This is a genomic window from Kineosporiaceae bacterium SCSIO 59966 (genome assembly GCA_020881835.1).
GTDB lineage: Bacteria > Actinomycetota > Actinomycetes > Actinomycetales > SCSIO-59966 > SCSIO-59966.
In genome coordinates this window covers 2,719,460-2,745,587 of sequence record CP052876.1, presented here as the reverse complement: position 1 = coordinate 2,745,587, position 26,128 = coordinate 2,719,460, and the positions used below count along the sequence as shown (strand labels likewise).

At 75.7% G+C, this 26,128-nt stretch carries 27 protein-coding genes and 1 pseudogene; 18 read left to right on the top strand and 10 right to left on the bottom strand.

Annotation, left to right across the window (positions count from 1 at the left end; all coding sequences use genetic code 11):
- Nucleotides 1-611: 611 nt before the first annotated feature.
- The 3 genes from HJG43_12865 to HJG43_12855 form a co-directional block, all read right to left on the bottom strand.
- Entirely contained in the window at nucleotides 612-1,148 is a 537-nt protein-coding gene (locus HJG43_12865) for an FABP family protein (GenBank protein ID UER55283.1), read from the bottom strand.
- A gap of 144 nt (nucleotides 1,149-1,292) precedes the next feature.
- Nucleotides 1,293-1,844 (bottom strand): aerial mycelium formation protein, encoded by a 552-nt coding sequence (locus tag HJG43_12860; GenBank protein ID UER55282.1) that lies wholly within the window; start codon nucleotides 1,842-1,844, stop codon nucleotides 1,293-1,295.
- The gene (locus HJG43_12855) at nucleotides 1,841-2,680 is read right to left on the bottom strand and encodes a 3-keto-5-aminohexanoate cleavage protein (GenBank protein ID UER55281.1); all 840 of its coding nucleotides are present in this window, start codon (nucleotides 2,678-2,680) and stop codon (nucleotides 1,841-1,843) included. Before HJG43_12855 ends, HJG43_12860 begins: the two co-directional genes overlap by 4 nt.
- A 313-nt stretch (nucleotides 2,681-2,993) precedes the next feature.
- Between HJG43_12855 and HJG43_12850 the strand changes: the two genes are divergently transcribed.
- Complete coding sequence (locus HJG43_12850) at nucleotides 2,994-3,611, top strand: helix-turn-helix transcriptional regulator (GenBank protein UER55280.1); 618 nt, start codon at nucleotides 2,994-2,996, stop codon at nucleotides 3,609-3,611.
- Between the two features lies 1 nt (nucleotide 3,612).
- Nucleotides 3,613-4,227: a hypothetical protein gene (locus tag HJG43_12845; GenBank protein ID UER55279.1), complete on the top strand. Its 615-nt coding sequence runs from the start codon at nucleotides 3,613-3,615 to the stop codon at nucleotides 4,225-4,227.
- 722 nt (nucleotides 4,228-4,949) lie between these two features.
- Here HJG43_12845 and HJG43_12840 read toward each other — a convergent pair.
- Complete coding sequence (locus HJG43_12840; protein ID UER55963.1) at nucleotides 4,950-6,305, bottom strand: FAD-binding protein; 1,356 nt, start codon at nucleotides 6,303-6,305, stop codon at nucleotides 4,950-4,952.
- A gap of 68 nt (nucleotides 6,306-6,373) precedes the next feature.
- On the bottom strand, nucleotides 6,374-8,551 hold the full coding sequence (locus HJG43_12835; GenBank protein UER55278.1) for a diguanylate cyclase: 2,178 nt from the start codon (nucleotides 8,549-8,551) through the stop codon (nucleotides 6,374-6,376).
- A gap of 99 nt (nucleotides 8,552-8,650) precedes the next feature.
- Between HJG43_12835 and HJG43_12830 the strand changes: the two genes are divergently transcribed.
- The 4 genes from HJG43_12830 to HJG43_12815 all read left to right on the top strand — a co-directional run bounded on the left by HJG43_12830 (nucleotide 8,651) and on the right by HJG43_12815 (nucleotide 11,297).
- Nucleotides 8,651-9,394 (top strand): LamB/YcsF family protein, encoded by a 744-nt coding sequence (locus HJG43_12830; GenBank protein UER55962.1) that lies wholly within the window; start codon nucleotides 8,651-8,653, stop codon nucleotides 9,392-9,394.
- Nucleotides 9,391-10,014, top strand: coding sequence for an allophanate hydrolase subunit 1 (locus tag HJG43_12825; GenBank protein ID UER55277.1), 624 nt, complete (start codon nucleotides 9,391-9,393; stop codon nucleotides 10,012-10,014). Before HJG43_12830 ends, HJG43_12825 begins: the two co-directional genes overlap by 4 nt.
- A complete protein-coding gene (locus tag HJG43_12820) occupies nucleotides 10,011-10,892 on the top strand; it encodes a biotin-dependent carboxyltransferase family protein (GenBank protein ID UER55276.1) in 882 nt (293 codons plus the stop codon). Before HJG43_12825 ends, HJG43_12820 begins: the two co-directional genes overlap by 4 nt.
- Before the next feature lie 99 nt (nucleotides 10,893-10,991).
- Nucleotides 10,992-11,297 (top strand): dehydrogenase, encoded by a 306-nt coding sequence (locus HJG43_12815; GenBank protein UER55275.1) that lies wholly within the window; start codon nucleotides 10,992-10,994, stop codon nucleotides 11,295-11,297.
- A 36-nt stretch (nucleotides 11,298-11,333) separates the two neighbouring features.
- Here the strand turns inward: HJG43_12815 and HJG43_12810 are convergent, their stop codons facing one another.
- The 3 genes from HJG43_12810 to HJG43_12800 are packed head-to-tail and all read right to left on the bottom strand — an operon-like array spanning nucleotide 11,334 to nucleotide 14,361.
- Nucleotides 11,334-12,125: a glycerophosphodiester phosphodiesterase gene (locus HJG43_12810; GenBank protein ID UER55274.1), complete on the bottom strand. Its 792-nt coding sequence runs from the start codon at nucleotides 12,123-12,125 to the stop codon at nucleotides 11,334-11,336.
- The gene (locus tag HJG43_12805; protein ID UER55273.1) at nucleotides 12,122-13,246 is read right to left on the bottom strand and encodes a glycosyltransferase; all 1,125 of its coding nucleotides are present in this window, start codon (nucleotides 13,244-13,246) and stop codon (nucleotides 12,122-12,124) included. Before HJG43_12805 ends, HJG43_12810 begins: the two co-directional genes overlap by 4 nt.
- On the bottom strand, nucleotides 13,243-14,361 hold the full coding sequence (locus tag HJG43_12800; protein ID UER55272.1) for a glycosyltransferase family 1 protein: 1,119 nt from the start codon (nucleotides 14,359-14,361) through the stop codon (nucleotides 13,243-13,245). The genes HJG43_12805 and HJG43_12800 overlap by 4 nt, the downstream gene beginning before the upstream one ends.
- Nucleotides 14,362-14,516: 155 nt before the next feature.
- On the opposite strand from HJG43_12800, the gene HJG43_12795 reads away from it, so the two are divergent.
- The 8 genes from HJG43_12795 (at nucleotide 14,517) to HJG43_12760 (ending at nucleotide 20,574) form a co-directional block, all read left to right on the top strand.
- Nucleotides 14,517-15,341, top strand: coding sequence for a GNAT family N-acetyltransferase (locus HJG43_12795; GenBank protein UER55271.1), 825 nt, complete (start codon nucleotides 14,517-14,519; stop codon nucleotides 15,339-15,341).
- Nucleotides 15,342-15,370: 29 nt separating this feature from the next.
- Nucleotides 15,371-16,336 (top strand): asparaginase, encoded by a 966-nt coding sequence (locus HJG43_12790; protein UER55961.1) that lies wholly within the window; start codon nucleotides 15,371-15,373, stop codon nucleotides 16,334-16,336.
- The gene (locus HJG43_12785; protein ID UER55270.1) at nucleotides 16,333-17,364 is read left to right on the top strand and encodes an LLM class flavin-dependent oxidoreductase; all 1,032 of its coding nucleotides are present in this window, start codon (nucleotides 16,333-16,335) and stop codon (nucleotides 17,362-17,364) included. The genes HJG43_12790 and HJG43_12785 overlap by 4 nt, the downstream gene beginning before the upstream one ends.
- Nucleotides 17,361-17,786, top strand: coding sequence for a D-tyrosyl-tRNA(Tyr) deacylase (locus tag HJG43_12780; GenBank protein ID UER55269.1), 426 nt, complete (start codon nucleotides 17,361-17,363; stop codon nucleotides 17,784-17,786). Before HJG43_12785 ends, HJG43_12780 begins: the two co-directional genes overlap by 4 nt.
- A 74-nt stretch (nucleotides 17,787-17,860) precedes the next feature.
- On the top strand, nucleotides 17,861-18,157 hold the full coding sequence (locus tag HJG43_12775; GenBank protein UER55960.1) for a DUF2516 family protein: 297 nt from the start codon (nucleotides 17,861-17,863) through the stop codon (nucleotides 18,155-18,157).
- Nucleotides 18,158-18,159: 2 nt separating this feature from the next.
- Complete coding sequence (locus tag HJG43_12770) at nucleotides 18,160-18,690, top strand: O-acetyl-ADP-ribose deacetylase (protein ID UER55268.1); 531 nt, start codon at nucleotides 18,160-18,162, stop codon at nucleotides 18,688-18,690.
- Nucleotides 18,691-18,736: 46 nt separating this feature from the next.
- Nucleotides 18,737-19,432 carry a response regulator transcription factor gene (locus HJG43_12765; protein ID UER55267.1) on the top strand — a complete coding sequence of 232 codons (696 nt, stop codon included), beginning with the start codon at nucleotides 18,737-18,739 and terminating at the stop codon, nucleotides 19,430-19,432.
- A gap of 8 nt (nucleotides 19,433-19,440) precedes the next feature.
- Nucleotides 19,441-20,574 carry a hypothetical protein gene (locus HJG43_12760; GenBank protein ID UER55266.1) on the top strand — a complete coding sequence of 378 codons (1,134 nt, stop codon included), beginning with the start codon at nucleotides 19,441-19,443 and terminating at the stop codon, nucleotides 20,572-20,574.
- Nucleotides 20,575-21,147: 573 nt separating this feature from the next.
- On the opposite strand, the pseudogene HJG43_12755 reads toward HJG43_12760, so the two are convergent.
- Both HJG43_12755 and HJG43_12750 read right to left on the bottom strand, forming a co-directional pair.
- A pseudogene (locus HJG43_12755) lies at nucleotides 21,148-21,234 on the bottom strand (DUF2662 domain-containing protein).
- Nucleotides 21,235-21,780: 546 nt separating this feature from the next.
- Nucleotides 21,781-22,587 carry a class I SAM-dependent methyltransferase gene (locus HJG43_12750; protein ID UER55959.1) on the bottom strand — a complete coding sequence of 269 codons (807 nt, stop codon included), beginning with the start codon at nucleotides 22,585-22,587 and terminating at the stop codon, nucleotides 21,781-21,783.
- Between the two features lie 67 nt (nucleotides 22,588-22,654).
- Between HJG43_12750 and HJG43_12745 the strand changes: the two genes are divergently transcribed.
- From HJG43_12745 to HJG43_12730, 4 genes are all read left to right on the top strand, one after another.
- Entirely contained in the window at nucleotides 22,655-23,386 is a 732-nt protein-coding gene (locus HJG43_12745; GenBank protein UER55265.1) for a serine/threonine-protein phosphatase, read from the top strand.
- A gap of 78 nt (nucleotides 23,387-23,464) precedes the next feature.
- A complete protein-coding gene (gene mshA / locus HJG43_12740; protein UER55958.1) occupies nucleotides 23,465-24,742 on the top strand; it encodes a D-inositol-3-phosphate glycosyltransferase in 1,278 nt (425 codons plus the stop codon).
- Nucleotides 24,739-25,314 carry a YbjN domain-containing protein gene (locus HJG43_12735; GenBank protein ID UER55264.1) on the top strand — a complete coding sequence of 192 codons (576 nt, stop codon included), beginning with the start codon at nucleotides 24,739-24,741 and terminating at the stop codon, nucleotides 25,312-25,314. The genes mshA and HJG43_12735 overlap by 4 nt, the downstream gene beginning before the upstream one ends.
- 9 nt (nucleotides 25,315-25,323) lie before the next feature.
- Nucleotides 25,324-26,067, top strand: coding sequence for a phosphoglyceromutase (locus HJG43_12730; protein UER55263.1), 744 nt, complete (start codon nucleotides 25,324-25,326; stop codon nucleotides 26,065-26,067).
- Nucleotides 26,068-26,128: the final 61 nt, after the last annotated feature.

Below are 26,128 nucleotides of genomic sequence, written 5' to 3'. Positions count from 1 at the left end.
GCTCAGGCCCTTGGCCCGCCACAGCGGGTCCAGCGGGTCCGCCGGTCCGGCGAGTACGGCGCGCGCCTGCTCCTCGGCCTCGTCGAGCCGGCCGAGCTCCTGGGCGACGATGGCGGCGAGGTAGTGCAGGTAGCGCTGGGTCCGGTCGTCGCCGGCGAGGCGCGCGACCGGGAGCAGCCAGGCGCACGCGGCGGCAGCCTGCTCGTGGTCCCCGACGAGGTAGCGCCCGTGCGCCACCATCACAAGCGGGTGCAGCGGCCCGAAGTCGCCCACGCGCTCCAGCGCACCGGCAGGTCCCCGCACGGGCACGTCCCCCGTCCTGCTCGGCATACCCGACCACCTCGTCCTTCTTGCCCGCCGGTATCGGCACCGAACCCGCCGACCTGTACTGGGCGCAGTTGTCCGGGTCACCCGTCCGGGTGGACTCGCGGGTGCGGACGGCGCGCGACAGGCCGGTGCCCACCTGCAGTGCGGGGACATGGAGGCAGGTCGACGACCGGCGGGAATCGCCCAAGGCTGGGCGACCCGGTCGGCCGCTGCGGGGCAGGTCGAGCGCCGGCTCGTCGCCACGGTGGGGCCGGTGGAGGCCTTGTGCGGATGGCTGGGGCTGGTCAGACGCGCTTGAGCCGGGCCGACAGGTGCGGCTGCATCTCCTGGCCCATCGCCGCCATGTCCATCACCCACATGAGGTCCCCGTCGACGAGGCCGTACATCCGTTGCGCCGCCGTGTACTCCTTGGCCGTGCTCGTTCGTGCCACGACGTCGGTGACGAGGTCGATGCGCGGTCCCTGGACCCGGCCGAGGTAGATCTCGGATATCCCGGTCGGGTGGGCGAGCAGCACCTCGATCTCGGTGCCGGGCTGGTCGGCCTGCTCGGGGTGGGCGCCGTCGTCCGCCGGCTGCGGCACCCGCCAGTACCCGGTCTCGGAGGCGAGCCGCCGGACCTGGTTGCCGTCGTCGTCCAGCAGCCAGGCCTGCGAGCGGTAGTGCAGGAACGGCCGCCCGTCGTGGGAGAACTCGACCTCCTGCCCGAAGCGGCGCTCCTCTATCGTCGGGTAGCCGACGACGCCGGCGCCCTCCCAGCGACCGATCAGCCAGGCCAAGGGGACCAGTGCCGGGGGCGTGTCCGGCCCGATCTCGATCGGCACGTCAGCTCTGGCCCTTGTACAGCTTGTACACCGTGTAGACGGCGAACCAGCCGATGACGAGTGACGCCAGCACGAGGAGGGCGGTGAAGACGGCTTCGAGCATGTGCCGATGGTAGCCCGGGGCTGTTCAGTGCCCCGGGTGGTTCAGTCCGCGGCGGACAGGGCGCCGACGGAGACCCGGCGCTCCACCTCGGCGTCCAGGGCGTCGGCGACCTGTTGGACCTCGCGGCGGACCGCCGAGACATGCCTCTCCAGCGCGGCGAGCTGCTCGACCGCGCCGGTGAGCTCGTCGTCGGTCAGGTCGGCCGGCTGACTGAGGTGGACGTCGTCCACGGCCACCTCGTCGGCGCGGCGGCGCCGCGGCGCAGTGGACGGGCGTGGCTCGGCGAGGTGGGTCCCTGAGCTGCGGCGTGCCCGGTCGACGAGGACGGCGCTGAGCGCGGCGACCAGCTCAGCGTCGCTGCCGCCGCGGACGGCGTGGCCTGTGCCGTTGCGGCGTCGGTCGAGCTCGGCGCGCAGCAGGTCCAGCCGGCCCTGCAGGAGACGGCGACGGTAGGACAGCTCGTCCTCCTCCTCGGCCGCCTCGGCCCGCAGCGCCAGCAGCTCGTCGTCCCCCAGTGAGCCGGCACGCTCGACCAGACCAGGCTGCAGCACCCGGTCCAGACGGCGATGAGCCAGTGTGACCTCGTCGCTCACGACGTTCCCCTCCGGTCGGTGGTACCCAGCAGAGTACGCGCCTCGTCGGTCGACAGCGGCGGTCGTTGCAGCTCAGTGGACAACCGGGCTGCCCGCTCGACGAGCTCGACGTTGCCGGAGACCGGCCGGCCGCGGTCGTACATGAGATTGTCCTCCATGCCGACCCGCAGGTGCCCGCCGAGGGACAGGGCCGCGGCCATCACCGGCAGGTGGCTGCGTCCGATCCCGGTGGCCGACCAGGAGGTGACCTCCGCCGGCAGCATCTGCACCGCGGCCACCACCGCGTGCGTCGTCCCCGGCATCCCGCCAGGGACGCCGGTGACGAGGTCGACGTGGACGCGCCCGCCGAACGGGAGGCCGTGGGTGTCGATGAGGCGGCGCAGCGAGGCGACGTGTCCGAGGTCGAAGATCTCGAACTCCGGCACGATCTGCCGCTCCCGGGCCTGGACGTACAGGTCCGACATGAGGTGCCAGGGATTGAGGAAGACGTCGTCGCCGAAGTTCACGCTGCCGCAGGTCAGCGAGCAGGAGTCCGGCAGTGCGTCGAGCACCCGCAGGCGGCTGTCGAGGCTGTCGTGGACGCTTCCCCCGGTGGACAGCTGGACGACGAGGGAGGTCTGCTCCCGGAGAGCCTCGACGGTGGCCTTCAGGCGGCCGAGGTCCAGGGTCGGGCGGTGCTCGTCGTCCCGGATGTGCACGTGGACCATCGCAGCCCCGGCGGCCTCGCACGCCTGGGCCTCGGTGACGAGCTCCTCGAGGCTGGTCGGCAGCTGGGGCCACTGGGCCTTGTCGACCTCGGCCCCGGTCGGGGCGACAGTGATGAGCGTGCCGGTCATGCGGCGAATCCTGGCAGAGGCGCCCGACGTGCGGTGCTTGGTGCTTGGTGCTGGGTGCTCGGTGCGCGGCTGTGGCCTGCGGCTGTGGTGTGCGAGACCCCCGCGCCCTGCCGGGGAACAGAGGCGCGGGGGCTCGCGGCCCTGCTCGTCGAGCATCCCGGCACCGTGGTCCGACCGGCCATGCCGCAATGACGCCAATCGTCGGTCGGTAGCGCGCGGTGCGCAGCCAGTGAGCCCACACGCAGCTGGGCTCACCGCGGTTCGTGCTTGCTCTGGGCTTGCATTTGCTTGCTGTAGATAGCACCATGGGGGCATGTCGGCGATGAGGGTGACCGAGCAGCTCGGTGACTACCTGCGGGAGCAGCGTGAGTCCGCGAAGCTGTCCCTGCGTCAGCTCGCTGAGGCCGCCGGGGTGTCCAACCCGTACCTCAGCCAGGTGGAGCGCGGGCTGCGCAAGCCGAGCGCTGAGGTGCTGCAGCAGATCGCGAAGGGGCTGCGCATCTCCGCCGAGGCGCTCTACGTCCGGGCTGGCCTGCTCGAGGACCACGGCGACCGGATCGAGGTGGAGACCGCCGTGCTCGCCGACCCCCACCTCACCGAGCGACAGCGTCAGGTTTTGCTCGACATCTACACGACCTTCCGGACCGAGAACGAGCGGGAGGGTGCTGCGTCGCAGGGCGTCGTCGAGGCCGTCGACGAGGCGCTGGCCGGAGCGGCTGGCGCGCAGGCCACGCGCCAGAGCAGGCGGCGGGCGACCGCGACGAAGCAGACCGGGACCAAGCAGACCGGGACCAAGCGGATCACTCCGAAACCGGCTGCGACGACGCGGACCGGGGCGAAGCGGGCTGCGACGAAGCGGACTTCGACGAAGACGGCCACCACCCGTACACGCACGCCGGCCAAGCGTCCGGCGTCCGAAGGAGGAAACTGACATGCCGATCACCGACGAGATCAAGAAGACCGCCGCCGACACCGGCTACGCCGTCGTAGGCGTCACGGACCTGGCCGTCGAGCGGCTGCGCGAGGCGCAGGCCCGCGCCGCGAAGGTCCGGGCCGAGCTCGAGGTGGGCAAGGTGTCCGACCGCGTGCAGCACGCGCCGACGTTCGCGATCACCAAGGGCCTGGAGGCCGCGGGGCGGGTCGAGGAGGCCTACGAGGGCCTGTCTGAGCGCGGCAAGAGGCTCGTCGAGCGTATCCGCCACCAGCGGGCCACCCAGGAGCTGCTCGCCCAGGGCAAGACGGCGGTGTCCCGCACCAAGGCCGCCGTGACGACAGTGCGTCGGGGCGCCGAGGACGTCGAGACCGCCGTCAAGGCCACGGTGACGACCGCGACCCGGGAGGCCGGCGAGGCCACCGAGCAGGCACGGCGGACCACGCGCACGGGTACCACGGGCACCCAGGCGGCGGCCAAGCGCACGGCGAGGACCACTCGCAAGCGTGCCGCGGCGACCAGGACGGCCGCCAAGGGCGCCGCGACGTCCGCCGCCAAGACCGCCGAGGCCGCGGCTGAGGCGACCGAGGCCGCTGCCGGTAAAGTAGGGGACTGAGAGTCCTCCGAGTTCCGAGGCTGCCCCCCCGGCCTCGGTCCCCTGGGTCACTGACCCGGGGTCAGGCCCCGTCCTGGCGCCCCCCCCGCCGGACGGGGCCCTTCACGTTCTCGAACCCCATCGCGCCCTCCCCCCGTGATCATGCAATTCCGCCACCCCCGTCCTCTCCGTGATCATGCAATCCCGCCACCCGTACCCGAGGTTTGCATCGCAAAATGCTGTACGTTTCTGTAGTGATGGTCCGACGCTCTCGGTCCTGCTCATTTGCGGCGTAGTTCCTGAGTGGCCGGAGGGGACTCAGGCGATTGTTGCGGTCCGCCCCCCTGCCGCCAAGTGTCTTGGCGCACACGTCCGCTGCTGGGGACGCTGTCCTCCTGAGGACGGCGCGTAACGACTCATCACGCGTGGCTCTGGGATGACCACGCCTTGGTTCCGTACGTGCCGCACTCCGTAGTCCCGGTCGGATCATTCTGGACATGACAACCACCTAGGTGAGCCGGTGGACTCGCGGGGAGCCTCAGCGTCCGTCAGCAGAATGCTGGGTTTCTTTCATGTTTTCCGGCGTGTCGTGCCGCCAGCTCAGCATTGTGCAGGCAATTGGTGACGCTGCAGGGTGGCGGGATTGCATGATCACGGGGAGGGTGGGCAGGGTGGCGGGATTGCATGATCACGGAAGGGGTGGGGTGGCGGGATTGCATGATCACGGGGGAGTGGGCCGGGGGTTAGAGGGCCTTGCCGGGGTTGAGGATGCCGAGGGGGTCGAACAGGTCCTTGATGCTCTGCTGCAGGTCGTGGGAGACCTCGCCGAGCTCGGTGCGCAGCAGGGAGCGCTTGAGCTGCCCCACGCCGTGCTCCCCGGTGATGGTTCCTCCGAGAGACAGCCCGAGCCGCATGACGTCGGCGAACGCGAGCTGCGCCCGCTCGGCCGCTGCGGGGTCGGTTGGGTCGAACACGACCGTGGGGTGGGTGTTGCCGTCGCCGACGTGCGCCGGGCAGGCGATCCGGACGTCGCGCTCCCCGGCGATCCGTTCCAGACCGGCGAGCAGGTCGGCCAGCCTGGCGCGAGGCACCGCCACGTCGTCGACGAGCAGCGTGCCGAACTGCTCCAGCGCTGTGATCGCCATCCTGCGGGCGGTCAGCAGCAGCGCCGACTCCTCGGCGTCCGAGGCGACCGCGACGTCCACGGCTCCCTCGTCGGCGCAGATGCGTCCCATCTCGGCGACGTCCTGCTCGGCGAGCCCGGCCCGGTCGGACTGGGCGATGAGCATCGCGCTGGCGTCCGGCGGCAGCCCCATGTCGCGAAGGGCCTGCACCGCCGCGACGGTCGTCGCGTCGAGGTACTCCAGCAGTGACGGCGACAGGCCGCTGGACATGATGCGGTTGGCGGCCGCCAGCGCGGCGGGGACGGCGCCGAACACGGCCGCGACGGTGAGGGCAGGCGGCGGCGCCGGGCGCAGCGACAGCGTGGCCCGGGTGACGACACCCAACGTCCCCTCCGAGCCGACGACCAGGCGGGTGAGGTCCAGCCCGGCGACGCCCTTCGCCGTCCGTCGTCCGGTCCGCAGCAGCCGCCCGTCGGCGAGGACGACGTCGAGGCCGCGGACGTAGTCGGTGGTCACCCCGTACTTGACGCAGCACAGGCCTCCGGCGTTGGTGGCGATGTTGCCGCCGATCGTCGAGATCTCCCACGACGACGGGTCGGGCGGGTAGAACAGCCCCTGCTCGAGGACGGCTCGCGAGAGCACCGCGTTGACGACGCCCGGCTCGACGACCGCCACCTGGTCCACGGGGTCGATCTCGAGGATGCGGTCCATCCGGGTCATCGAGACGACGACGCACCCGTCCACGGCGTTCGCCCCACCGGACAGGCCGCTCCGCGCGCCCTGCGGCACGACGGGGACCCGGTGCCGGGTGGCCCAGCGGAGCACTTCCTGCACCTGCTCGGTAGAGGTGGGGCGGACCACGCACAGCGGGACGCCGGCCGGGCCGAACCCGGCGTGGTCCCGCCGGTAGGCGTCGGTGCTCGCCGGGTCGGTCAGGACGACGTCGGCCGGGAGGGCGGCGTGCAGCTCGCCCACGGCACGCTCGCTCACGGCACGCTCGCCCACCGCACGCTCGCTCACCGCACGCTGGCCGGGTCCCGCCGTCACGTGCCCGATGCTAGGACCGGTCCGTCCCGTCCGGGGCCGACCTGAGCGGCCGGTTGCCGCGGACGGCCGATGGCCCAGTGCACCGCGGCCGAGCCGAGCGCGTCCCCCTGCACCAGCGCCACCCGGGTGGCACGCAGGGCGGCGAGGTCCTCCGCCGTGTCGACCCCGTCGGCGCAGACCGCCGCACCCGACTCGGCCACCAGTCGCGCGACCGCCGCCACGAGCCGCTGCCGACCGGGGTCGCCGGCGACGCCGGCGACGAGCCGGGAGGCGAGCCGCACGACGTCCGGGCGGACGGTGAGGAACCGCTCCAGGTCCCCCGCGCCGTCACCCAGGTCGTTCACGGCCACGCGGGCCCCGCGACGGCGCAGGTCGTCGAGCAGCGACGCACGGGCCGGCCAGTCCACGACGTCGTCGTCCGCGGTGAGTCCGAGGACGACGCCGTCGAGGCGGTCGGGCAGCTGTTCGTGGTACCGGGCCGAGTCCACGGCCGAGGCGCTGACGGCGAGGTACAGGTCGGTGCCCTCCGGCCGGCCGGAGAGGGCCAGCGCGGCGCGCAGCACCGCGGCCTCGAGCAGGTCGCCGTAGCCGGCGTCGTGCGCGGCGGCGACGGCGGTGCTGGCGTCCTCGTCGGCGGCGAACCGGGGGAGGGCCTCGTACCCCACCACCTGGCCGGTGGCCAGCTCGACCACCGGCTGGACGACGATCTCGAACGGTGGCGGCTCGCCGACGTCGTCCGTCGACGTCCGGGCGACCACCACCCGGTCCCGGCCGCGGTGCTTGGCCTCGTACAGGGCGGCGTCCGCGGCGTCCAGGGCGGTCGTCGGTGGGGTCCGGGGGTCCCAGCGCGCGACTCCGGCGGAGAAGGTCTGCTGGTGGGGCGTGACCGCGCGCAGCCGCGTGAGCAGCCGGCGGGTCTGCGAGACGTCGGTCCCGGGGAACAGCAGCGCGAACTCCTCCCCGCCGTACCGGGCGATGACGTGCTCGGGGCCGAGGTGGTCCCGCCAGGCGGTGAACGCCTCGCGGAGCAGCGTGTCGCCGGCCAGGTGGCCGTGCTCGTCGTTGAACCGTTTGAAGTGGTCCAGGTCGAGCATCGCGACGCTGAGCGGCCGGCCGTCCTGGCGGGCCCGGTCGGTGGCGCGGCGCAGCGCGTGGTCCCAGCTGCGCCGGTTCGGCGCCCCGGTCAACGGGTCGTGTCGGGCGAGCCGGGAGAGCTCTCGCGCAGCGGACTGGACCTGGGCCAGCAGGGTGGCGAACCGGGCGCCGACGAGCAGTACCGCGACGAGCGCGGCCACGGCGTGCACCTGCCACCGGACCGGCTCGCCGGTCAGCGCGTCGACGACGAGGGTGCCGACCGGGACGACGCCCGCCAGGCCGAGGACGGCGAGCCGGCCCCGCCAGGGCTCCTCGCCGAGCCGGGCCGGGCGTGCAATGACCGCGCCGTCGGTGCGCAGGCACAGGGCGGCCGCCAGCAGCAGGTAGCCCAGGAGCCAGCCGGCGTCGAACCAGACCGACTGCGGGTCGAACCCGGTGGCCAGGGTCCAGGCCTGGTAGGAGACGTCGGTGACGAGCTCGGCGGTCACAGCGGCGGTGAGCAGCCACACCGGCGCCGACCGGGCGCCCGTGGAGTGCAGCAGCCGAACGAGCACGGCGAGCAGGAACAGGTCGAGCAGCGGGTAGGCCGCCGTCACCACCACCCCCAGCGGCGTGAGACTGGGGTCCTCCACGGCCGGGAGCAGGACGAACACCGTCAGCGGCACGGCCACGCACGCGGTCACGATGGCGGCGTCGAGCAGGTCGCCGACGTCCGAGCGGCGGTCGCGCTGCGGCACCATCGTGAGGACGCCGACGCCGAGCGCCAGGTAACCGGCGAGGTACAGCACGTCCGCCCCGGTCGGGAAGCCGGTGACCTCGAGCAGCCCGGTCTCGACCTCCCAGAGGACGTCGCCGGCCACCCAGCCGGTCATCCCGGCGAGCACCCACCGCCACGGACGGGGCCGCGCGGGCGGGTGCCGTCGCAGCGCCGTCGCCGCGGTCACCAGGGCACCGACCGCGATCGCCGCGTAGACGCCGGGCAGCTCGGGTCCGGACGCGCCGAGGACGACGTAGCCGAGCAGCGCGGCAGCGAGCACCGCGAGGGCGACCTGCTCGGGACGTCTCACGGCCAGGGGCATCGGCGTCCCGCCCCGGCGCCCGTACGAGTGGCCGGGCGCATCACCCGACCGGCGTAGTCCCCGCGGCCGCGACCGCGGCGCCACAATGGACCGGTGGGCCTGACCCTGGACCTTAACTGCGACCTCGGCGAGGGCGTCGGGGACGACGACGCGCTGCTCGGGCTGGTTAGCAGCGCCAACGTGGCCTGCGGTTACCACGCCGGGGACGACACCACGATGCGCAGGGTGTGCGAGGCGGCGGTGGCCCGCGGCGTCGCCGTCGGGGCCCACGTCTCCTACCTGGACCCGCAGGGGTTCGGGCGCCGTCGCGTCGAGGTGGACGGGGCGACCCTGCGACGGCAGGTGCTCGACCAGATCGCCGTCCTCGACGGCCACGCCCGGGCCGCGGGCGACCGGGTGCGCTACGTCAAGCCGCACGGGGCCCTCTACCACGCGGCCGGCCAGGACGAGGAGCACGCCGCCGCCGTCGTGGGCGCCGTCCGCGACTACGGCACCGGGCTCGCCGTGATGGGCCTGCCCGGCTCGCTGTGGCTGCGCTGGGCCGAGGAGGAGGGCCTCCCCGTCGTCCACGAGGCGTTCGCCGACCGCGCCTACGCCCCGGACGGCACGCTCGTCCCCCGCGGCCGGCCGGACGCCGTCCTGGACGACCCGGACGAGGTCGCCCGGCGCTGCGTGGCGATGGCCACCGGCGAGCCGATCACCGACGTCAACGGCGACCCGCTCGTGGTGCGCCCGGACTCGGTGTGCGTGCACGGCGACACCCCCGGGGCGGTCGAGGTCGCCCGGCAGGTCCGCACCCGGCTCGAGGCGGCCGGGGTGGCGCTCGTCGCGTTCGCCCGATGAGGCTGCTGCCGGCCGGGTCCCACGGGCTGCTCGTCGAGCTGCCCTCGCTCGAGCGGGTGCACGCCCTGTACGCGCGGCTCGTCGCGGACCCGCCGCCCGGCGTCCTCGACGTCGTCCCGGCCGCCCGCACCGTCCTGCTCGCCCTCACCCCGGACGCCGACCGCGCCACGGTCGTCTCCGCCGTCCGGACGGCGGCCGCGGCCGGGAGCGGCGTCCCGAGGGAGGTGCCGGACGGGGACCCGGTGGAGATCCCGGTGCGGTACGACGGCCCGGACCTGGACGCCGCCGCCGGCCTGCTCGGCTGGACCGTCGACGAGCTCGTCACCCGCCACCAGGCCGAGGAGTGGATGGTCGCCTTCTGCGGCTTCGCGCCGGGCTTCGGGTACCTCACCGGCCGCCAGTTCGACTGGGACGTCCCCCGGCGCGAGCGGCCCCGGGTCCGGGTGCCGGCGGGGGCGGTGGCCCTGGCCGGCGGGTACGCCGGCGTGTACCCGCGGGAGTCCCCGGGCGGGTGGCAGGTCATCGGGTCGTCCGGCGTCCGGCTCGTGGACCTTGACCGGGACCCGCCCTCGCTGCTGCGGCCCGGCGTCCGCGTGCGGTTCACCGCGGAGGCCACGTGACCGCCCACGGGGCAGGGACGCGGGCGCTGCGCGTGCTGCGGACCGGGCCGCTGACCACCGTCCAGGACCTCGGCCGGCCGGGCCGCGGCGCGCTGGGGATCGGTCGCTCGGGGGCGGCGGACCGGGCCGCGCACCGGCTCGCCAACGCGCTCGTCGGCAACCCGCCGGACGCCGCCACATTGGAGGTCACCCTCGGCGGGCTGGTGGTCGAGGCCGACGGCGCGCTGGACGTCGCCGTCGCCGGTGCCCGGTGCCCGGGGGCGCCGCACCTGACCCCCGTGCACCTGCCGGCGGGGGCGCGCCTGGACCTGGGCGTCCCGCCGGCCGGACTGCGCACGTACGTCGCCGTCCGCGGCGGTGTCGACGTCACCCCGGTGCTCGGCTCGCGGGCCACCGACCTGCTCTCCGGGATCGGCCCGCCGGTCGTGGCGGCGGGGGACCGGTTGCCGGTGGGGGCCCGCCGCGGCCCGTTCCCGGGCGTGGACGTCGCACCGGTCGCCGAGCCCGCCGCCGGGGAGGTGACGGTCGTGGTGCTGCCCGGGCCCCGGCCGGAGGTGCTCGACCCCGCCGGCTGGGACGTGCTCACCGGGTCGGCGTGGACGGTCGGTGCCGACAGCAACCGGATCGGGGTCCGCCTCGAGGGCACGGCGCTGGCGCTGGCGCGACGGACCGGCGCCGAGCCGCCGAGCGAGGGCATGCTGCGCGGCGCCGTCCAGGTGCCGCCGTCCGGGCACCCGGTGGTGTTCCTCGCCGACCACCCGGTGACCGGCGGGTACCCGGTCCCGGGGTACGTCCGGGACGCCGACGTCGACCGGTGCGCCCAGGTGCGCCCCGGTCAGCGGCTGAGGTTCCGGTACGCGACGGGCCGGTCGGGGTAGCGCCGCCCGCCCGTGCCCCGCCGTGGGTGCAGCCTCGAGCCCGCGCGCGGCCTCGCGCGGCCTCGGCCTCGGCCCGGCGGGTGTGGCAGTCTCGCCGTCATGCCGGTCTACGCCCTGCACTACGCCTACACCGAGGACACCGCCGCCCGTGACACCCACCGCGCCGAGCACCGCGCCTACCTGCGCGACCTCGCCGACCGGGGGGTGGTCGTGGCGGCCGGCGCGTACGCCCCGGGGGAGCCGCACGGCGCGCTCATCGTCGTCAGGGCGCCCGACAAGGACGCCGTGGCCGAGCTCGTCGCCGGGGACCCGTTCCGCAGGGAGGGGATCGTCGCCGGCTACACCGTCACCGAGTGGACGCCGGTGATCGGCCCGTGGGCCGACGCTGCAGGCGAGGTTCGCTGACGAAGTGGCGGTGAATCCGCCTCGAAACGGCCCCGGTTACCGCCACTGCAGGCGCGAACCCTCGGTGGGGTGAGGGGAGTCGTCGGCAGGCGCCGTCCAGGCGTCCCGGGCCACGAGCACCTCGCGCAGGACGTCGGTGCGGTCGGTGATGACGCCGGCGACGCCGTCGTCGAGCAGCCGGTGCATCTCGGCCCGGTCGTCGACGCCCCACACCACGACCCGCAGCCCCAGGGCCTGCGCCCGCTCGACGAGACGGGCCGACGGCAGCCGCCGGCCGGCGAACCGCAGCGGCACGTGCGCGAAGCCGGCGCCGTCCGATCGCGGGCTCGCGCCCCGCAGCAGGGACACCAGGGACCGCCAGCCTAGTGCGGTGGTGACGTCCGGTCCCAGTGCGCGGCGGGCGTGCCCCAGCCAGCGGTCCCACGTGCCGCTGAGGCAGACCCGGGACGCCGCCCCGCAGTCCCGGACCGTCGCGACGAGGCAGGACAGCGCCTCCGGCTGCTTGACGTCGAGCACCCAGCGGACGTCCGGCCAGCGCGTCAGCAGGTCGTCCAGCCGTGGCACCGGCTCGCGGCCGAGGACCCGCAGCGACCGGACGTCGTCCCAGGACAGGTCGGCGACGCGGCCGGCGACGCCGGTGACCCGCCGCAGGCCGCGGTCGTGGACGGCGACGCAGACGCCGTCCGAGGTCACCCGCACGTCGGTCTCCAGGTACCGGTAGCCGAGGGCGAGGGACCGCTCGAACGCCGCGACGGTGTTCTCCGGCGCCAGTGCCGCGCCGCCGCGGTGCGCGATCGCCAGCGGCCCGCCCGCCCCGTACCTGCTCACCGCGCCACTCCGGACGGCGCCGGTGCGGCGTGCACCGCCAGCATGGCCCGGGTGGTGGCGGCCCACGGAAAGCGCTCGGCCCGCCGCCGCGCGGCCGCCCGGCGCACGTGGACGGGCCACGACAGGACGTCCAGGACCGCGTCGGCCAGGGCCTGCGGCTCCGGCGGCGCGCACCGGCCGGCGTCGCCGGCGACGAGCTCGGCGACCGCGGAGGTGGACGACGCCACCACCGGTGTCCCGGACGCCAGTGCCTCCAGGGCCGCCAGGCCGAACGTCTCCACGGGCCCGGGCGCCAGGGCGACGTCCGCCTCGGCGAGGAGCCGGGCCACTCGCTCCCGTTGCCCGACGTGGCCGAGGAAGTCGACGGGCAGCCCCCGGGCGCGGCGCCGCAACGACGGCAGCACCGGGCCGTCCCCGAGCACGACGAGCCGGGCCTCCAGCCCGCGGCCGACCAGCACCCGCAGCGCGTCGACGGCGAGGTCGGGGCGCTTCTCCCGGGAGAGCCTGCTGCACAGCACCAGGGTCGACGGTCCCGAAAGGGTCGACGGTCCGGAACCCCCTCGTGCCAGGGGGCGGAACGCGTCCAGGTCCACCCCGAGCGGCACGTGCGTGGTCGGGACACCGATCCGGTCGAACTCGGTCGCGGCGTACCGGGTCGTGGCGACGATCCGGTCGAACATCCGTGCGGTGCCGGCGTTGTGCCGGTCGGCGACCGCTCGGGCGGCTCGCTCGCCGAGCCGCAGGTGGGCGCGCAGCACGCCGTCCACCCGCTCGTGGGCGATGACGAGCGACGGCACACCGACCTGGCGCGCCCAGCCCCCCAGCCTGCGCAGCGAGAGCCGGTCGGAGACCTCCAGCCGGTCCGGGGCCAGGCCGTCGAGCGTCGCCTGCACCCGCGGGACGTCGAGCAGGACGCGGTAGCCGCCGGTGCCCGGCACCACCGGGCCCGGCAGCTCGACGAGCCGGCCCCACTCGTGCTCCTCGTCCGCCGCCGTGCGCCCGGGCACTACGAGGACGAAGTCGTGGCGCTGGGCCCGGTACCCGCGGCCCAGCGCGTGCGCCGTCGTCCGGATACCGCCGCTGCGCGGCGCGTACGCGTTCGTGACGTGGACGACTCTCACCGGGCCACCCGGTCAGCGGCGCGGGAGATCGCGTCCTCGTAGTACCGCAGCAGGCTTTCGCACACCACCGGCCAGGTGCGCGACCGGACCGCTTCGTGGGCCGCCGCCCCCATCGCTTGGCGCTTGGCCGCGTCACCGACGAGGTCGGCCACGGCCGTGCGCATCGCGCCCAGCTCGCCCGGCGGGTACAGCCACCCGGTTCGGCTGCTGTCGACCAGCTCGCGCACGCCCCCGGCGCCGACGGCGACCACCGGCACGCCGCTCGCCATGGCCTCCTGCGCCGCCTGGCAGAAGGTCTCGTGCGGTCCGGGCTGCACCGCGACGTCCAAGGTGGCGACCGCCCGGGACAGCGACCGGCCGGTCAGCAGGCCGGTGAAGACCGCGCCGGGCAGGGCCCTCTCCAGGTCGCCGCGGGCGGGCCCGTCACCGATGACGACCAGCTGGGTGTCGGGCAGGGCCCGCAGCGCGGCCAGGTCCTCCACCTGCTTCTCCGCCGCCAGCCGGCCGACGTAGCCGACGAGCACCGAACCGCGACCGAGGCGCTGGTGCAGCCCGGCGTCCCGGTGCCCCGGGGAGAAGGCGCTCGTGTCGACACCGCGCGGCCACAGGCGGACGTCGGGCACGCCGTGCCGCTCGAGGTCGTCGGCCGCCGCGTGCGAGGGCGCCAGCGTCAAGGTGGACCTGTTGTGGATGTTGCGGATCCGCCGCCAGGCGACGTCCCCGGTGACGCCCAGCCCGTAGCGGGTGGCGAACCCGGCGACGTCCGTCTGGTAGACCGCGACGACCGGGACGTCGAGTCGTGCCGCGGCCCGCACCGCTGGCCCGCCCACCGTGAACGGCGAGGCGAGGTGGACGACGTCCGGCTGGAATGCCTTGAGCTCCCTGGTGATGGCGCGGGCGGTGGCGACCGAGAGCCGGACCTGGGGGTAGCCCGGCATCGGCACGGACGGCAGGCCCACGACGCGAGCGCCCTCGTACCGCTGCGGCGGGTAGCCGGGCGTGAGCACCAGCGCCTGGTGGCCGTGCCGCCGCAGGTGCTCGAGCACCCGCAGCACCGAGTTCGTGACGCCGTTGACGTGAGGGAGGAAGGACTCCGTGACGATCGCGACCCGCACACCACGAGGCAACCAGGACAGGCGGGGCAGGACGCGACACCGTGGTGTCGCGTCGGGAACGGTTCGGGGAACAGTCGGCGAGCACCCGGTCGGTCGCCCCGGTGAGGGACCTTCGACCCTTCGCCGGGTCCGGCGCCTCGACACAGTCTGCCTGGATGACGGCCGCCGTGACCCCGTCGCTGCTCGTCCGGGAGGAGACCGCCGCGGACTGCGCAGCCGTGGCCGCCCTGTACGCCGGGCTCGGCGAGCGCGCGATGCTGATGCGCTTCTCCACCCGGGTGCCGCCGGAGCTCGCCGACCGCCTGGCCGCCCTCGACGACACGGCGGCCTTCGGCGTCGTCGCCGTCACCGGGGACCGGGTGGTGGGTGAGGCGCGCCTGGAGCGCGACGACGGCACCTGGGAGATGGGGGTGGCCGTGGCCGACGACCACCAGGGCCGCGGGCTCGGCCCGCGACTGCTCGACCGGCTCGCCGGTCTCGCTCGCCAGCGCGGCATCGGCGTCTTCACCGCCGCGGTCCGGATGGACAACGACCCGATGCTGCGGGTGCTGCGGCGGATGGGCGCTGCCGTGGTCGGCGCCACGGAGGGCGGCGTCGTCTTCCTCGAGGTTGCCACCGACGGGCTGATGCCGGGCTGGCCGCCCGGGACGGCGAGACCTACCGTGCTCGTGGAGTCCCGGTCGCTGTGGGAGACCCCGCAGACCGAGGCGCTGCGCCGCGCCGGGTACGACGTGCGCCGGTGCGCCGGTCCAAGCCGCAGCGCCGCCGTCCCGTGCGCGTTCCTCGTCCACGGCCGGTGCCGGCTCGTCGAGCAGGCCGACCACGTCGCCGACCTGCTGCCGGACGGCGAACCGTGGTGCGCCGCGCTCGCGGCCGTCCACCCCGGACGGCTGGTCGCCACCGACCTCACCCAGTGGCGCTCGGCCGTCGAACGGCTCACCGCAGGCACCCCGACCCGTCCGGGTACCGTGCCGGGGTGACCTCAGGTTCTCTTGACCTCGCCCTCGACCTGACCGTCGCGGGCACCGCTGACCCCGTCGCCGCCGTCGTCCGCAACGGTGTCGTGGAGTCCGTGCACCACGGCCACGTCGTCGTCCTCGGCCCGGACGGCCAGGTGCAGGCGTCGGCCGGTGACCCGGACGCCGTCGTGCTGCCCCGGTCCTCGCTCAAGCCGGTCCAGGCGGTCGCGATGCTGGCCGCCGGCCTCGACCTCGACGGCGAGCTGCTCGCGCTGGCCGCCGCCTCCCACTCCGGGGAGCCGCGCCACGTCGACGGGGTCCGCCGGATCCTGGCCCGGGCCGGTCTGGGCGAGGACGCGCTGGCGAACACCCCGGACCTCCCCCTGGACGCCGACGCCGCGGCGGCCTGGCGGGCCGCCGGCCACGGTCCCGCGCGGATCGTGCAGAACTGCTCCGGCAAGCACGCCGCGATGCTCGCGACGTGCGTCGCCGCCGGCTGGGACACCGTCGGCTACCTCGACCCGGCTCACCCGCTGCAGCGGGCCGTCCGGCAGACCGTCACCGAGATGACCGGCGACGCCGTGGACCACGTGGCGGTCGACGGGTGCGGGGCGCCGTTGTTCTCCTGCACGCTCGTCGGTCTGGCCCGGGCGTTCGCCCGGGTGGCGGCCGCGGCCGCCGACGTCTCGGACACCTCCCCGCCGGCGCGGGTCGGCCGGGCGATGAGCGCGCACCCCGAGTACGTGGGTGGCACCGGCCGGGACGTCACGCTGGTGATGGCCGGGGTCCCCGGTCTGGTCGCCAAGGACGGCGCCGAGGGGGTGTACGCCGTCGGGCTGCCGGACGGCTCGGCCGTGGCGCTCAAGGTGCTCGACGGCTCCCAGCGTCCGCGTCCGGTGGTCATGGCAGCGGCGCTGCGCCGACTCGGCGTCGACGCTCCGGTGCTGCGGGAGGTGGCTCGGGTGCCCGTGCTCGGGCACGGGGAACCGGTCGGTGCGGTGGAGGCGCTGCTGTGACCCGGCTGTCCGTCCTCGACCTCGCCACCGTCGCCGCCGGCCGGACCTCGGCGGACGCCCTGGCCGGGACGACCCGGCTCGCCCGGCTCGCCGACCGCCTCGGGTACCACCGGTACTGGGTGGCCGAGCACCACAACATGCCGATGGTCGCCGCGACCTCCCCGCCGGTGCTCATCGCCCACCTGGGCGCCGTCACCCGCAGGATCCGGCTCGGTTCGGGCGGGGTCATGCTGCCGAACTTCCCGCCGCTGGTCGTCGCCGAGCAGTTCGCCATGCTCGAGGCCCTGCACCCGGGCCGGATCGACCTCGGCATCGGCCGGGCCCCCGGCACCGACCCGGCCACCGCGGCGGCGCTGCGCCGGGGTGCCGGGCAGCTCGGCGTCGAGGACTTCCCCCTGCACCTGCTCGACCTGCTGTCGCTGCTGGGCGACCCCCGCACCGACGACGGCGGCCTCGGGGCCCGGTTCCGCGCCACCCCGGCCGCGACGACGGCGCCGGCGGTCTGGCTGCTCGGCTCCAGCGGGTACAGCGCCCAGGTCGCCGCCCGGCTCGGGCTGCCGTTCGCCTTCGCCCACCACTTCGGCAGCCCCCACGCCGAGGCGGCGCTCGACCTGTACCGCAGCGGCTTCACCCCCAGCCGGGTGCTGTCGGAGCCGTACGCGATCGTCACCGCCTCGGTGATCGCCGCGGGCGACGACGAGGAGGCCGAGTGGCTCGCCGGGCCGAGCCGGGTGATGGCCCACGGCCTGCGGACCAACCGGCTCGGACCCGTCGTCACCCCCGAGACGGCGCAACGGCTGCTGGCCGACCTCGGTGGCCCGCCCGCCGGGCTGCCGGGCACCCAGGTCACCGGGACCGGCGAGAAGGTCGCGGACGCCCTGCGTGAGCTCGCTCGCCGCACCGCTGCGCAGGAGGTGATGGTGACCTCGACGGTGCACGACCCGGCCGTCGCCGAGCGCACGCTGGAGCTGCTCGCCGCGGCGTGGGGGTTGAGCCCCGAGCCGGCGGCCGAGGACCGCGCCGGGTGAGGGCCGTCGTCCAGCGGGTGACCCGGGCGGCGGTGACGGTCGACGACGTCGTCGTCGGCCGGATCGACCGGCCGGGACTGCTCGTCCTCCTCGGGGTCACCCACGACGACGGCCCCCAGCAGGTCGAGCGGGTCGCCGGCAAGGTGGCCGAGCTGCGCATCCTGCGCGGGGAGCGCTCCGCGCTCGACGTCGGTGCCCCGGTCCTCGTCGTCAGCCAGTTCACCCTGTACGCCGACACCCGCAAGGGCCGTCGCCCGACGTGGAACGCCGCCGCCCCCAGCGGGGTGGCGCAGCCGCTCGTCGAGGACGTCGTCGCCGCCCTGCGTGCCCGTGGCCTCGAGGTGGCGACCGGGGCCTTCGGCGCGGACATGGCGGTCGAGCTCGTCAACGACGGTCCGGTGACGATCCTGCTCGAGGCCTGAGCGGGACCGGGCCACCGGCCGGCACCGGGGCTACCCTCGTCAGCGTGTTCCTCGCCGCCGCGCAGTCCTGGCTCATGCTGCTGCTCACCGTCGCCGCCTTCGCGCTGCAGGTGTTCGCCCTCGTCGACGCCTCCCGGCACCCGGCCGCCGCGTACGAGGCGGCCGACAAGCTGACCAAGACGAAGTGGCTGGTGATCCTGGGCGTCAGTGCCGCGGTCGGCTTCCTCTCCCTCGGCAACGCCCAGTTCCTGTTCCTGCTCGTCATCGCCGTCGTCGCCACGGCCGTCTACCTCACCGACGTGCGGCCCGCGGTCCGGGCCATGGGTGGCCGAGGGCAGGGCCGTTCCGGCGGGCCGTACGGGGGCTGGTGAGGGTGCCGACCGTCGAGGCGGTCCAGGGGGACATCACCCGCCAGCAGGTCGACGCCATCGTCAACGCCGCCAACTCCTCGCTGCTCGGCGGCGGTGGCGTCGACGGCGCCATCCACGCCGCCGCTGGGCCGGCCCTGCTGGCCGAGTGCCGGGCGCTGCGCTCGGGTCCGCTGCCGGACGGGCTGCCCGTCGGCCAGGCGGTGGCGACCGGTGCCGGCGACCTGCCGGCCCGGTTCGTCGTCCACACCGTCGGCCCGAACCGGCACGCCGGCCAGACCGACCCCGAGCTGCTCGCCTCCTGCTTCCGGCGGAGCCTGGAGGTGGCCGCCGAGGCCGGGGCGACCAGTGTCGCCGTGCCGGCGGTCGGTGCCGGTGCCTACGGGTGGGACGCCGAGGAGGTCGCCCGGGTCGCCGTCGCCGCCACCCGGGAGACCCTGGCCGCCGGCCGGGCCCCGGGGGTCGTCCTCGTCCGCTTCGTGCTGTCGTCCCCGGCCGTCCACGCCGCCTTCGAGCGGGAGCTGGCGTCCTCCTAACGGGGGACCCGGGGATGGGTACCGCGCCGTGGCCGACGTCTCTACCGTGAGCGGGCAGGGGGCTCGGGGCCGACGGGGGTCGCACGGGAGTGCGGTACGCCAGGTCCGGGTCGGGGCGGTCGACGACCACCCGGCCGTGCTCGAAGGGATTCGAGCCGTCCTGGCGGACCGTGCTCCCGACCTGGAGTTCGTCCGGTTCGCCGGCACCGTCACCGCGCTGCTGGCAGGGGGCGATCCCGGCCCCGGGCTGGACGTCGTCCTGCTCGACCTGCGGCTGGACGACGCGAGCCGCCCCGCGGAGAACGTCTCCCGGCTGAGGGAGGCCGGCGTCCGGGTCCTCGTGTTCACCCAGGGCGACGACAACGACCTGACCCGCGAGGCCCTGCGCGCCGGGGCCCTGGGCGTCGTCCACAAGTCCGAACCGGGCCCGGCCATCGCGGAGGCGGTGCGCACGGTGGCTGCCGGCGACACGGTCGTCAGCCAACGGCTCGCCGCGGCCCTCGAGGGTGCCGCGGCGCTGCCCGCCCACCTCACCGAGCGGGAGCGGGACGTGCTGCGGCTGTACGCCTCCAACCTGCCCGCCAAGTCGGTGGCCCGCCGCCTCGGGGTGACCGAGGGCACGGTCAAGGAGCACCTCAAGCGGATCCGGGCCAAGTACGCCGGCCTGGACCGCCCGGCCGGCACCAAGCTCGCCCTCTACCACCGCGCGGTCGAGGACGGCGTCCTCGACCCCGACGACTGAGCCGAGCGGTGACCGAGCGGACGGCGCACCGGTTGCTCGCCGGGCTCGTCCTCGTCGCCACCCTGGTCCGGGCGCCGAACGTCGCCGCCCACCTGGCCGTCCACGACGAGCCGGAACCGCGATGGTTCACCGTGGCGGCCGTCGCCGCTCTTGTCGTCGCCCTGGGCCCGGTCGCCGTCGCGTTCGTCCGGGGCCGCCCCCCGCACCGGGCGGTGCGGGTCCTCGTCGGCACCGGGCTGGTCCTCGTCGTCGTCCGCACCCTGGTGGCGCCGGACGACGGGGCGGCGGCGCACCAGCCGTGGCTGGCCACGTTCGTGCCGGTGCTCGTGGCCGCGGCCGGGATGTCCGTGGGTGGGGCGGGCGGGGTGGCGCTCGTCCTGGCGCTCGCGACCGGCTACGCCGGCCTGCTCACCCTCCCGGCGTGGGGTGCGCTCACGCCCCTGGACGCCGCCGCCGAGGCGGGGTACCTCTCCGCGGTCGGGCTCGTCGTGCTCACCGCGGCCGCCGCGATCGGGGCCCTCGCGACCCGGGTCAGCGTGGCCGAGGCCGACACGCTGGCCGCCCGGCGCGCGGCGCAGGAGGCCGCCGTCCGGGCCACCGAGTCGGTCCGGTGGGACGCCCTCGTCCACGACGACGTGCTGTCGGCGCTGTCCACCGCCGCGGTGGCCGTCGACCCGGACGTCGCGCGCCGGGCCGCCGACGACGCGGCCCGGGCGCTGGAGCGGATCACCAACGACGCCGCGGCCGGCGGCGACACCGTCTCCCCGGTGGCCGAGTGGATCGCCGCCGCGGTGCACGCCGTCGACCCGGACGTGCCGGTGCGCATCGCCGTGGCGACCCGGCGCCCGCGGATCCCACCGGCCTGCGCCGAGTCGCTCGTCGCCGCCGTCGTCGAGGCGGTCCGCAACTCGGTCCGGCACGCCGGCCCGGACGCCGGCACGCTCGTCGACGGCCGCTACGACCTCGCGGGGCTGCTGATCACCGTGCGTGACCAGGGAACCGGTTTCGCCGCCGACGACGTCCCGGAGGACCGGCTCGGCGTCCGGCTCGCGGCCCGCCGGGTGCACGCCGCGGGCGGCCGGCTCGAGCAGGACTCCGCCCCCGGCGAGGGCACCCGGGTGACGATCCGGTGGCCCGCATGACCTCCCCGGCCACCGGTGCGCGCGGTGGTGCCGTCCGCCCCGCGCTGCTGCTCGCCGCCGCCGTCGCCTGGTCGGGCGTGCACGTGCTGTCCGGGTTGCGCGCGCGCCTCCAGCTGGACTGCCCGCAGGCGTTCGCCGTCGCCCTCGTCGTGCTCGTCGTCGCGGTCGCCGTCGCGCTCGCCCCGCTGGCCGGGCGCGGGGACGCCCGGATGGCCGACGGCACCGCGTGGGCGCTGGCCGCGGTACCGACGGTGCTCGCCCTGCTCGAGCTGCCGAACGTGCCGGACGCCGCCGTCGCCGGGCACGTCACCTGGTGGCCGGCCGCGTGCGCGCCCGTCCTGGCTGCTCTCGGCGTCCGGCGGCGCGGCCGGCACGCCGTCCTCGCCGCCGTGGCAGCCACCGCCGCCGTGTGGCTGCACCTGTCGGCCCGTACCGGGGACCCGGGGGCGTCCCTGCTCGCCACCACCGCGGTCGTCGACGGGCTGTGGGTGTGGGCCCTGGTCGGGCTGGGGGCGGGGATGCTGCTGGAGTACAGCTCCGGGCGGGTCACCTGGCTCCTGCGCGAGGCCGAGGAGGAGCGGGTGCGGCGGGCGGCGGCCACGGCGCGGCGGGAGGCGGCGGCCACCCGGCGGGCCGAGCTGCAGCGCGACGCCGTCCCGGTGCTCCAGGCGGTGCTCGCGGCCGGTCGGCAGGGGTGCATCCCGCCGGACCTGCGCGCCCGCAGCGCGGAGACCGGTGCGCTGCTGCGCGACCAGCTGCGCGCCCCCGCGCTGCTCGACGACGCCCTGCGCGAGGCGGTGCGACGAGCCCGTCGGCGGGGCTGCGAGGTGACCGTCGCCGACGACACCGCTCCCGGCGGGCCGACGCTGCCGGGAGCGGCCGGGGAGGACGCCCGGCTGGCGGACGCGCGGGCGCTGGCCACCGCCGCGGTCACCGCGCTGCCGCGCGGCAGCGTGGCCGTGCGCCGGCCCCCGGACGGCGTGCTGCTCACCGTCGTCGTCACGGCGGACGCCGAGGCCGCCCGGGCCGTGGCCGCTCGGCTCGAGCAGGTGGCGGCCGCCCGGGGGCTCACCGGCCTCGACGTCGACGTCACCGTCGAGGACGGCGCGGGTGAGGTGTTCGCGGAGCTACGGCCCGAGGTGCTCCCGGAGCGACGGCCCGAGGTGCTCGCCGAGCGACGGCCCGAGCAGGGCCCCGACAGCCGCCTCAGCGGGGGCTGACCGCCGTCCAGGCGACGGTGACCTCGCCGAGCCGCCAGCGGGCCGGCCCGTCGAGCAGCGGCCACCCGTCCGCGGCGAGGGCGCGGCAGGTCGCGATCCACCGCTGCCGGGCGCCGAAGCCGCGCAGCGCGGCGCTGCGCTCCCAGGCGGCGTCCAGCGCGGCCACCCAGGCGTGCACCCGCTCCCCGGGCACGTTGCGGTGGATCAGCGCCTTCGGCAGCCGTTCGGCCACCTCCCCCGGACGGTCGGTGCCGGCGAGCCGCAGCGACACGGTGAGCGAGCGGGGTCCGTCCGTGCCGACCGCGACCCAGGAGGCCCGCCGGCCGAGCTCGTCGCAGGTCGCGTCGACGAGCAGCCCGCCGGGGTGCAGCCGGTCGACGACGCGGGCCCACGCGTCCGGCACGTCCGCCTCGTCGTACTGGCGCAGCACGTTCGCGGCCCGGACGAGCACGGGCCGACGAGCACCGAGGCCACCGAGCTCGAACCCGCCGCGGGCGAAGCTCAGCCCCGGCCGCTGCGCCGCCCGGGCCGCGCGCACCCGGCCGGGGTCGATCTCCAGACCCACCACCTCGACGTCCGGACGGACCCGGTGCAGCCGGTCGGCGAGCTCGACCGTCGTCACCGGGGACGCACCGAAGCCCAGGTCGACGACGAGCGGGTCCGGCGCGGACCGCAGCACCCGGCCGGCTCGTGACACCAGCCACCGGTCGAGCCGCCGCAAGCGGTTCGGGTTCGTCGTCCCCCGGGTCACCGTGCCGACGGGACGGGACGACGACGGGCCGGGCACCGGCAGATCCTGCCCGACCGCGAGGTGATCATTACCATCGGCCCGTCCGAGCAGAGACACGGTCGGGACGGCGATGACGAGCCACGTCGAGTACGGCAGCGCCACGCATGTCGGCCGCGTGCGCACCCACAACGAGGACAGCGTGCTCGCCGCCCCGCCGGTCTTCGCGGTCGCCGACGGGATGGGTGGGCACGCGGCGGGGGACGTCGCCAGCGCCATCGTCGTCGAGGAGCTCGGCCGGCTCGTCACGGACGGCGCCCCGGTCACCCCCGACCGGCTCCGGACGGCGGTCGAGCGAGCCGACGACCGGGTCCGCGGGCTGCGTGACCCCGACGGGGCCCCGCTGGGCGCCGGCAGCACCGTCACCGCCCTCGTGCTGACCGGGACGGCGTGGACGGCCCTGAACTGCGGGGACAGCCGGTTCTACCGGCTCGCCGACGGCCGGCTCGAGCAGGTCAGCACTGACCACTCTCTCGTCCAGGAGCTCGTCGAGGACGGGCTGCTGAGCCCCGAGGAGGCCCGTTCGCACCCGAGCCGCCACGTCATCACCCGGGCCGTCGGTGCCGCCGCCGTGCTGCGCCCCGACTGGTGGACGCTGCCGCTGCGCCCCGGCGACCGGTTCCTGCTGTGCACCGACGGGCTGACGAACGAGGTGCCCGACGACGGCCTTGCCGCGCTGCTCGGCGGCCACCCGGACCCGCAGCAGGCGGCCGACGCCCTGGTGTCGGCCGCACTGGACGCCGGGGGCCGCGACAACGTCAGCGTCGTCGTGGTCGATGTGCCCGGCGCGCGGGCGCTGGGTTAGCGTCCGCTCGTGACCGCTCCCACTGCGACCGTCCCGTCGTCCGCGCCGACCGGGCCCACCCCGGTGCGCCGGGTCGCGATGCTGTCGGTGCACACCTCTCCGCTCGAGCAGCCCGGCACCGGGGACGCCGGTGGGATGAACGTCTACGTCGTCGAGCTGGCCCGCCGGCTCGCCGCCCGCGGCACCGAGGTCGAGATCTTCACCCGCGCCACGTCGTCCTCGCAGCCGCCGGTGGTGCCGCTCACCGACGGCGTGCTCGTGCGGCACGTGCCGGCCGGGCCGTTCGAGGGGCTCGGCAAGCACGACCTGCCCGGTCAGCTGTGCGCGTTCGCCGCCGGCCTGATGCGGGCCGAGGCCCGCAAGGAGCCCGGCTGGTACGACGTGGTGCACTCGCACTACTGGCTCTCCGGGCAGGTCGGCTGGCTCGTCGCCGACCGCTGGAACGTGCCCCTCGTGCACACGATGCACACGATGGCGAAGGTGAAGAACGCCTACCTCGCCGACGGGGACACCCCGGAGCCGCAGGGCCGGGTGATCGGCGAGGAGCAGGTGGTGGACGCCGCCGACCGGCTCGTGGCCAGCACCGCGGACGAGGCCCGCGAGCTCGTCGGCCTCTACGACGCCGACCCCGGTCGGGTCGCGGTCGTGCCGCCGGGGGTGGACCTCGAGGTGTTCACACCCGGTGCCGGCGCGCAGGCCGCTCGCCGCGAGCTCGGGCTGCCGCCGGACGCTCACCTGCTGCTGTTCGCCGGCCGCATCCAGCCGCTCAAGGCACCCGACGTCCTCGTCCGGGCCGCCGCCCGGATGCTGCACCGCGACCCGGGGCTGCGCGGCCGCCTGCTCGTCGGCGTCCTGGGTGGCCCCAGCGGCAGCGGGCTCGAGCACCCCGAGGAGCTGCAGGACCTCGCCCGCTCCCTCGGCCTCGTCGGCGTGCCCGGGGTGCCGGACGTCGTGCGCTTCGAGCCGCCGGCGGACCGGGTGACGCTGGCGACGTGGCTGCGGGCGGCGGACGTCGTCGCGGTGCCGTCCTACAACGAGTCGTTCGGCCTCGTCGCCATCGAGGCGCAGGCCTGTGGCACGCCGGTGGTGGCGGCCGCGGTCGGTGGACTGCGCACGGCCGTCGCCGACGGCGTCTCGGGGATCCTCGTCGACGGGCACGACCCGGACGACTGGGCCGACGTCCTGCTCGACCTCGTGCACGACCGCGGACGCCGCGAGATGCTCGCCACCGGGGCGGTGGCCCAGGCCCACTCGTTCGGCTGGGACGTCACCGTCGAGGCGACCCTGGCGGTCTACCGGGCCGCCCGCCAGGAGCGGGCGCTGCGCCTGCACCGCCGGCTCGAGGCGCTGCGGTGACCGCCGGGCGGGCCGTCCAGCGGCGCCGGGCCGAGGCGGCCGTGCGGTCCTGGCTGGCGGACTGCGGGCTGGACTGGGAGCCGGGGGCCCGCCCGGGGGAGTACGTCGTCCAGCTCCCGGGGGAGCGCAAGCTGCGGACGACGACGTCCCTGCTCGTCGGCGACCACTCGCTGTCGGTCTCGGCGTTCGTCGTCCGGCGCCCCGACGAGAACGTCCCGCGGGTGCACCGCTGGCTGCTCGAGCGCAACGCCCGGCTGCAGGGGATCGCCTTCGCCCTGGACGCCCTCGGCGACGTGTACCTCGTCGGCCGGCTGCCGCTGGAGGGCGTCACCGAGGAGACGCTCGACGGCCTGCTCGGGTCGGTGCTGGCGACCGCGGACGGCGCGTTCAACGAGCTGCTCGCGATGGGCTTTCTCACCGCGATGCGCAAGGAGTGGGCGTGGCGGGTCTCCCGTGGGGAGCCGACCGTCAACCTCGAGGCCTTCCGGCACCTGCTCGCCCCGGACGACGCCCCGGACGACGGCATGGGTCCGGACGGCGGCCGGCAGGAGGGCCGCGGGCCCCGCCAGTAGGGTCGAGGTATGACGTACACGCTGGTGCTGCTCCGCCACGGCGAGAGCGACTGGAACGCTCGCAACCTGTTCACCGGCTGGGTCGACGTGCCGCTGTCGGACAAGGGCGAGCAGGAGGCCCGCCGCGGCGGCGAGCTGATGCGGGCCGAGGGCCTGCTGCCCGACGTCGTGCACACCTCCCTGCTGCGGCGTGCCATCTCGACGGCGAACATCGCCCTGGACACCGCGGACCGGCACTGGATCCCGGTGCGGCGCACGTGGCGGCTCAACGAGCGTCACTACGGCGCCCTGCAGGGCAAGAACAAGAAGCAGACCCTCGAGGAGTTCGGCGAGGAGCAGTTCATGACCTGGCGGCGCTCCTACGACGTGCCCCCGCCGCCGATCGACCCCGGCGACCAGTGGGCCCAGGACGGCGACCCGCGCTACGCCGACCTCGGCGACCTCATGCCGCGCAGCGAGTGCCTCAAGGACGTCGTCGCGCGGATGCTGCCGTACTGGGAGGACGCCGTCGTGCCGGACCTGCGGGCGGGCCGGACCGTGCTGCTGGCCGCGCACGGCAACTCCCTGCGGGCCCTCGTCAAGCACCTCGACGGCATCTCCGACGAGGACATCCCGGGCCTCAACATCCCCACCGGCATCCCGCTGCTGTACGAGCTCGACGAGTCGATGACCCCGGTGACCCGGTACGGGCGCTACCTCGACCCCGAGGCCGCCCAGGACGCCATCGCCGCCGTCGCCAACCAAGGCCGCTGACCCGGCCGCCTGCCGCGGGACCCTCCGCTGCCTGCCGCGGGGGTTCGCGCCTCCAGTGGTT

Excerpts from the sequence above, each read along its gene's own strand:
- HJG43_12845 (UER55279.1), top strand. The coding sequence starts at position 3,613 with ATGCCGATCACCGACGAGATCAAGAAGACCGCCGCCGACACCGGCTAC.
- HJG43_12745 (UER55265.1), top strand. The coding sequence starts at position 22,655 with ATGACGAGCCACGTCGAGTACGGCAGCGCCACGCATGTCGGCCGCGTG.
- HJG43_12855 (UER55281.1), bottom strand. The coding sequence starts at position 2,680 with ATGACCGGCACGCTCATCACTGTCGCCCCGACCGGGGCCGAGGTCGAC.
- HJG43_12850 (UER55280.1), top strand. The coding sequence starts at position 2,994 with ATGTCGGCGATGAGGGTGACCGAGCAGCTCGGTGACTACCTGCGGGAG.
- HJG43_12730 (UER55263.1), top strand. The coding sequence starts at position 25,324 with ATGACGTACACGCTGGTGCTGCTCCGCCACGGCGAGAGCGACTGGAAC.
- mshA (UER55958.1), top strand. The coding sequence starts at position 23,465 with ATGCTGTCGGTGCACACCTCTCCGCTCGAGCAGCCCGGCACCGGGGAC.
- HJG43_12775 (UER55960.1), top strand. The coding sequence starts at position 17,861 with ATGCTGCTGCTCACCGTCGCCGCCTTCGCGCTGCAGGTGTTCGCCCTC.
- HJG43_12815 (UER55275.1), top strand. The coding sequence starts at position 10,992 with ATGCCGGTCTACGCCCTGCACTACGCCTACACCGAGGACACCGCCGCC.
- HJG43_12795 (UER55271.1), top strand. The coding sequence starts at position 14,517 with ATGACGGCCGCCGTGACCCCGTCGCTGCTCGTCCGGGAGGAGACCGCC.
- HJG43_12825 (UER55277.1), top strand. The coding sequence starts at position 9,391 with ATGAGGCTGCTGCCGGCCGGGTCCCACGGGCTGCTCGTCGAGCTGCCC.
- HJG43_12835 (UER55278.1), bottom strand. The coding sequence starts at position 8,551 with ATGCCCCTGGCCGTGAGACGTCCCGAGCAGGTCGCCCTCGCGGTGCTC.